Source organism: Flavobacterium sp. (assembly GCF_044368995.1).
Lineage (GTDB): Bacteria > Bacteroidota > Bacteroidia > Flavobacteriales > Flavobacteriaceae > Flavobacterium.
On record NZ_JBIPMS010000178.1, the window covers coordinates 1 to 5189 of the forward strand.

The following is a 5189-nucleotide window of genomic DNA, read 5'->3' on the forward strand; positions in this document are numbered from 1 at the left end:
CAATGTCTGCTCTGAAAGTTGATAATGGAATTCTTCCTTCTTTGAAGCCTTCAGAACGCGCCATCTCTGCACCATTTAAACGACCAGAAATAAGAACCTTAATTCCTTCTGCATTCATTCTCATTGCTGCTGCGATAGCCATTTTGATAGCTCTTCTGTAAGAAATACGACTTTCGATTTGACGAGCAATAGAGTTACCGACTAAGTAAGCATCTAATTCAGGTCTTTTGATTTCGAAAATGTTAATTTGAATTTCCTTATCGGTAATTTTCTTAAGTTCTTCTTTTAACTTGTCTACCTCTTGTCCGCCTTTTCCGATAATAATACCAGGTCTAGCAGTAGTGATAGTAACGGTTACAAGTTTTAAAGTTCTCTCGATAATTATTTTTGATACACTAGCTTTCGTTAAACGTGCATGGATATACTTTCTGATTTTATAATCTTCGGCGATTTTATCCCCGTAATCATTTCCACCATACCAGTTAGAGTCCCATCCTCTGATGATACCAAGTCTGTTTCCTATTGGATTTGTCTTTTGTCCCATACTGTTAATTAATTACTTTGTGTGTTATTGATAGCTCCTAAAACCACGGTTACGTGATTAGAGCGTTTTCTAATTCTGTGTGCTCTACCTTGAGGTGCAGGACGTAATCTTTTTAACATCATACCACCATCAACGCGAATCTCTTTAATAAATAAGCCAGCGTCTTCCATACTAGAGCCTTCGTTTTTAGCCGACCAATTGGCGATAGCTGATAAAACTAATTTCTCTAATTTTTTTGAAGCTTCTTTTGGACTGAATCTTAATATATTAAGAGCATTTTCTACCTTCTGACCTCTTACTTGATCCGCAACTAAGCGCATTTTTCTTGGTGAAGAAGGGCAGTTATTTAACTTTGCAAACGCAATTTGCTTATTAGCTTCTTTTCTTGCGTCAGCTGCTTCTCTTTTACGAACTCCCATGACTTCTTATTTTTTACCTTTATTTTTCGCACCAGCGTGACCTCTAAAAGATCTTGTTGGTGAGAATTCTCCTAATTTATGACCCACCATGTTCTCAGTTACATAAACTGGAACGAATTGACGGCCATTGTGAACAGCGATAGTTTGTCCTACAAAATCTGGAATAATCATAGATGCTCTAGACCAAGTCTTCACAACATTTTTATTACCACCTTCTATATTCTCTTGTACTTTTTTCTCTAATTTAAAGTGTACAAATGGTCCTTTTTTTAATGAACGTGCCATATCTTATTATTTCTTTCTACGTTCTACAATATACTTGTTACTCGGGTTAACCTTAGAACGAGTTCTATAACCTTTAGCTGGTAAACCTTTTCTTGATCGTGGGTGACCTCCTGAAGAGCGTCCTTCTCCACCTCCCATAGGGTGATCAACTGGGTTCATAGCTACTGGTCTTGTTCTAGGTCTTCTTCCTAACCATCTAGATCTACCTGCTTTACCAGATACTACTAATTGGTGGTCAGAGTTAGATACTGCTCCAATTGTAGCCGAGCAAGTTAACAAGATTAATCTTGTTTCTCCTGAAGGCATTTTGATTGTTGCATATTTTCCATCTCTAGCCATTAACTGAGCAAATGTACCTGCCGAACGAGCGATTACCGCACCTTGACCAGGTCTTAATTCGATACAAGAAATAACTGTTCCTAATGGAATTTTACTTAAAGGTAATGCATTTCCAATTTCTGGCGAAGCATCTTCTCCTGAAACTATAGTTTGCCCAACCTGTAAACCATTCTGTGCAATAACATAAGTTTTTGCTCCATCTGCATAATATAATAATGAAATGAATGCTGAACGGTTTGGATCGTATTCGATGGTTTTCACATTAGCAGGAACTCCAGCTTTTGTTCTTTTAAAATCAACTAAACGATACTTTTGTTTATGACCACCACCTGTATAACGCATGGTCATTTTTCCTTGACTATTTCTACCTCCAGAGTTTTTTTTCGGTGCGATCAATGAACGCTCCGGCTTATCAGTTGTAATAGTGTCAAAGCTATTTACAACTCTAAAACGCTGACCTGGGGTAATAGGTTTTAATTTTCTAACTGACATTGTTGTATATTAGATATTAGTATAAAAATCTATCGATTCTCCTTCTTTAACTTGAACAACTGCTTTTTTGTAAGCATTTGTTTTTCCACTGATTAATCCGCTTTTAGTGTATTTTACACTTCTATCAGCTCTATAGTTCATTGTTCTTACAGCAACTACAGTAATACCAAATGCAGCTTCAACAGCTTGTTTGATTTGTACTTTGTTAGCCTTCTTTTCAACTATAAAACCAAAACGGTTAAAAACTTCACCATCTTTAGTTAACTTTTCAGTTACAATTGGCTTGATAATAACACTCATGATCTGAATTATTTACTTAAATTAGCTTCTATCGCTTCAATTGAACCTTCTAAAAGAACCAAACATTTTGCGTTTAAAATCGCATAAGTACTTAATTCTGAGCTAGTTACAACAGAAGTTGTTTTTAAATTACGCGACGACAAATATACATTTTTATTTGAATCACCCAATATAAATAGAGATTTTTTGTTTTCTAACCCTAAAGAACTCAATACATTAATGAATTGTTTAGTGTTTGGTGCGTCGAAAGTAAAATCTTCAACAACAAGAATATTTGATTCCAAAGCCTTTATAGAAAAAGCAGATTTACGTGCTAATCTTTTTAAGTTTTTATTCAATTTGAATGAATAACTTCTTGGTCTTGGTCCAAAAACAGTACCCCCACCTTTAAATAAGGGAGATTTTTTTGATCCTGCACGAGCAGTACCTGTACCTTTTTGTTTTTTAATTTTACGTGTACTACCTGCAACTTCAGCTCTTTCTTTAGCTTTATGCGTTCCTTGTCTTTGGTTAGCCAAGTACTGCTTAACGTCTAAATATACAGCATGTTTGTTAGGTTCTATGGCGAAAACCGTATCGTCAAGATTTACTTTACGACCTGTTTCTTTTCCGTTGGTATCTAAAACTTTTACTTCCATTACTTCTGAATGATTACATAAGAGTTTTTGCACCCTGGTACACACCCTTTAATTACTAAAAGATTTTTCTCTGCAACAACTTTCAATACTTTTAAGTTTTGAACTGTTACATTATCTCCACCCATTCTTCCTGCCATTCTCATTCCTTTGAATACTCTAGAAGGATAAGATGACGCTCCAACAGATCCTGGCGCACGTAAACGGTTATGTTGACCGTGAGTGGCTTGTCCTACCCCACCGAAACCATGACGTTTTACAACACCTTGAAATCCTTTACCTTTTGAAGTTCCAAGAACATCAACAAATTCACCTTCAGCGAATAAGTTTACATCAATTGAATCTCCCAACTTAAACTCCGCATCAAAACCTTGGAATTCAACAACTTTCTTCTTTGCAGCAGTTCCAGCTTTCTTGAAGTGACCTTCTTCAGCTTTTACTGTATGCTTTTCAGTTTTGTCATCGAAACCTAATTGAAGGGCTTCATACCCATCAATTGCATTGGTTCTGACTTGGGTCACAACGCATGGTCCAGCTTCAATAACGGTACATGGAATATTCTTTCCATTCTCGTCAAAGATGCTAGTCATACCGATTTTTCTTCCGATTAACCCAGACATAAATACATATTATTTAATTAAACATTGATTTTTCAGCACGATTGCTGAATTTTTTCAAGGGTGCAAATATATAAATATTTTATTATTCTCAAAAATAAATATTAACTTATTTTAAAAAACAATAAAAATCTAGTATTTTTCCCTTGAGAATATAAAAAAACCGAGTAGTATTTCAACTCGGTTTTTTAATTATTATGAAATAAAGTTATACTTTAATTTCTACTTCTACACCACTTGGTAATTCCAACTTCATTAACGCATCAATCGTTTTTGAAGAAGAACTATAAATATCTAAAAGTCTTTTATATGACATTAATTCAAACTGCTCTCTAGACTTTTTGTTTACGTGTGGAGAACGTAATACTGTAAAAATTCTTTTGTGTGTTGGCAAAGGAATTGGACCCGTTACTACAGCACCTGTACTCTTTACAGTTTTTACAATCTTCTCAGCAGACTTGTCTACCAACATGTGATCGTAAGATTTCAATTTTATTCTGATTTTTTGACTCATTTTCTTAAGAATTAAGCGTTACCTTTTGCTTTTTTAATTACCGCTTCTGAAATATTAGCAGGTGTTTCAGCGTAGTGTGAAAACTCCATTGTTGAAGTTGCTCTACCTGAAGACAATGTTCTTAATGTAGTTACATAACCGAACATTTCTGATAATGGCACATCTGCTTTGATAGTTTTAGCACCGTTTCTGTCACCCATGTCATTCACCTGACCTCTACGACGGTTAATATCACCTACGATATCTCCCATGTTTTCTTCTGGTGTAATTACTTCCATTTTCATAATAGGCTCTAATACGATAGCTCCTGCAGCTTTTGCTACTTCTCTATACCCCATTCTAGCTGCTAATTCAAAAGAAAGTGCATCAGAATCGACAGGATGGAAAGATCCGTCAGTTAAAGTTACTTTTAAACTATCTACTTGGTATCCTGCTAAAGGACCAGTTTTCATAGCTTCACGGAAACCTTTTTCTACAGATGGAATATATTCTTTAGGAACGTTACCACCTTTTACCGCATTAATAAACTGTAATCCAACAGGAGCTTTACCATCAACTAAATCAGCTGGTTCTAATGTAAATACGATATCACCGAATTTACCACGACCTCCAGATTGTTTTTTGTATGTTTCTCTGTGTGTTGCAGTTTTTGTGAATGCTTCTTTGTATTCAACTTGAGGCTCACCTTGGTTTACTTCAACTTTGAATTCACGTTTCATTCTATCTACAAGGATGTCTAAGTGTAACTCACCCATTCCTGAAATAATAGTTTGACCTGAAGCTTCATCTGTTCTAACTGTAAATGTTGGGTCTTCTTCAGCTAATTTTGCTAAAGCCATACCCATTTTGTCAACGTCAGCTTTTGTTTTTGGTTCAATAGCTATACCAATTACTGGCGCAGGGAATTTCATTGACTCTAAAATAATTGGGTGTTTTTCATCACACAATGTATCTCCAGTTTTGATATCTTTAAAACCAACTGCCGCTCCAATATCTCCAGCTTCGATATATTCGATTGGATTTTGTTTGTTTGCGTGCATTTGA

General features: G+C 35.5%; 9 protein-coding genes. All 9 read right to left on the bottom strand.

The genetic code is table 11. The features are described 5' to 3' along the window. On the bottom strand, window positions 1-544 hold a 544-nt coding region (gene rpsC / locus ACIQ2I_RS09240; protein ID WP_396182098.1), incomplete at its 3' end, for a 30S ribosomal protein S3. Window positions 545-552: 8 nt separating this feature from the next. Next, window positions 553-963, bottom strand: coding sequence for a 50S ribosomal protein L22 (rplV, locus tag ACIQ2I_RS09245; protein WP_091314353.1), 411 nt, complete (start codon window positions 961-963; stop codon window positions 553-555). Window positions 964-969: 6 nt separating this feature from the next. Beyond that, a complete protein-coding gene (rpsS, locus tag ACIQ2I_RS09250; RefSeq protein ID WP_091314356.1) occupies window positions 970-1248 on the bottom strand; it encodes a 30S ribosomal protein S19 in 279 nt (92 codons plus the stop codon). Between the two features lie 6 nt (window positions 1249-1254). Next, the gene (rplB, locus tag ACIQ2I_RS09255; protein WP_396182099.1) at window positions 1255-2079 is read right to left on the bottom strand and encodes a 50S ribosomal protein L2; all 825 of its coding nucleotides are present in this window, start codon (window positions 2077-2079) and stop codon (window positions 1255-1257) included. A gap of 9 nt (window positions 2080-2088) precedes the next feature. After that, on the bottom strand, window positions 2089-2379 hold the full coding sequence (gene rplW / locus ACIQ2I_RS09260) for a 50S ribosomal protein L23 (RefSeq protein WP_396182100.1): 291 nt from the start codon (window positions 2377-2379) through the stop codon (window positions 2089-2091). Window positions 2380-2387: 8 nt separating this feature from the next. Then, on the bottom strand, window positions 2388-3017 hold the full coding sequence (gene rplD / locus ACIQ2I_RS09265) for a 50S ribosomal protein L4 (protein WP_396182101.1): 630 nt from the start codon (window positions 3015-3017) through the stop codon (window positions 2388-2390). Continuing rightward, on the bottom strand, window positions 3017-3634 hold the full coding sequence (rplC, locus tag ACIQ2I_RS09270) for a 50S ribosomal protein L3 (RefSeq protein ID WP_396182102.1): 618 nt from the start codon (window positions 3632-3634) through the stop codon (window positions 3017-3019). The genes rplD and rplC overlap by 1 nt, the downstream gene beginning before the upstream one ends. A gap of 205 nt (window positions 3635-3839) precedes the next feature. Then, on the bottom strand, window positions 3840-4145 hold the full coding sequence (gene rpsJ / locus ACIQ2I_RS09275) for a 30S ribosomal protein S10 (protein WP_091314374.1): 306 nt from the start codon (window positions 4143-4145) through the stop codon (window positions 3840-3842). A gap of 11 nt (window positions 4146-4156) precedes the next feature. Then, window positions 4157-5189 (bottom strand): elongation factor G (locus tag ACIQ2I_RS09280; RefSeq protein WP_396182103.1); only part of this gene is annotated, 1033 nt, incomplete at its 5' end.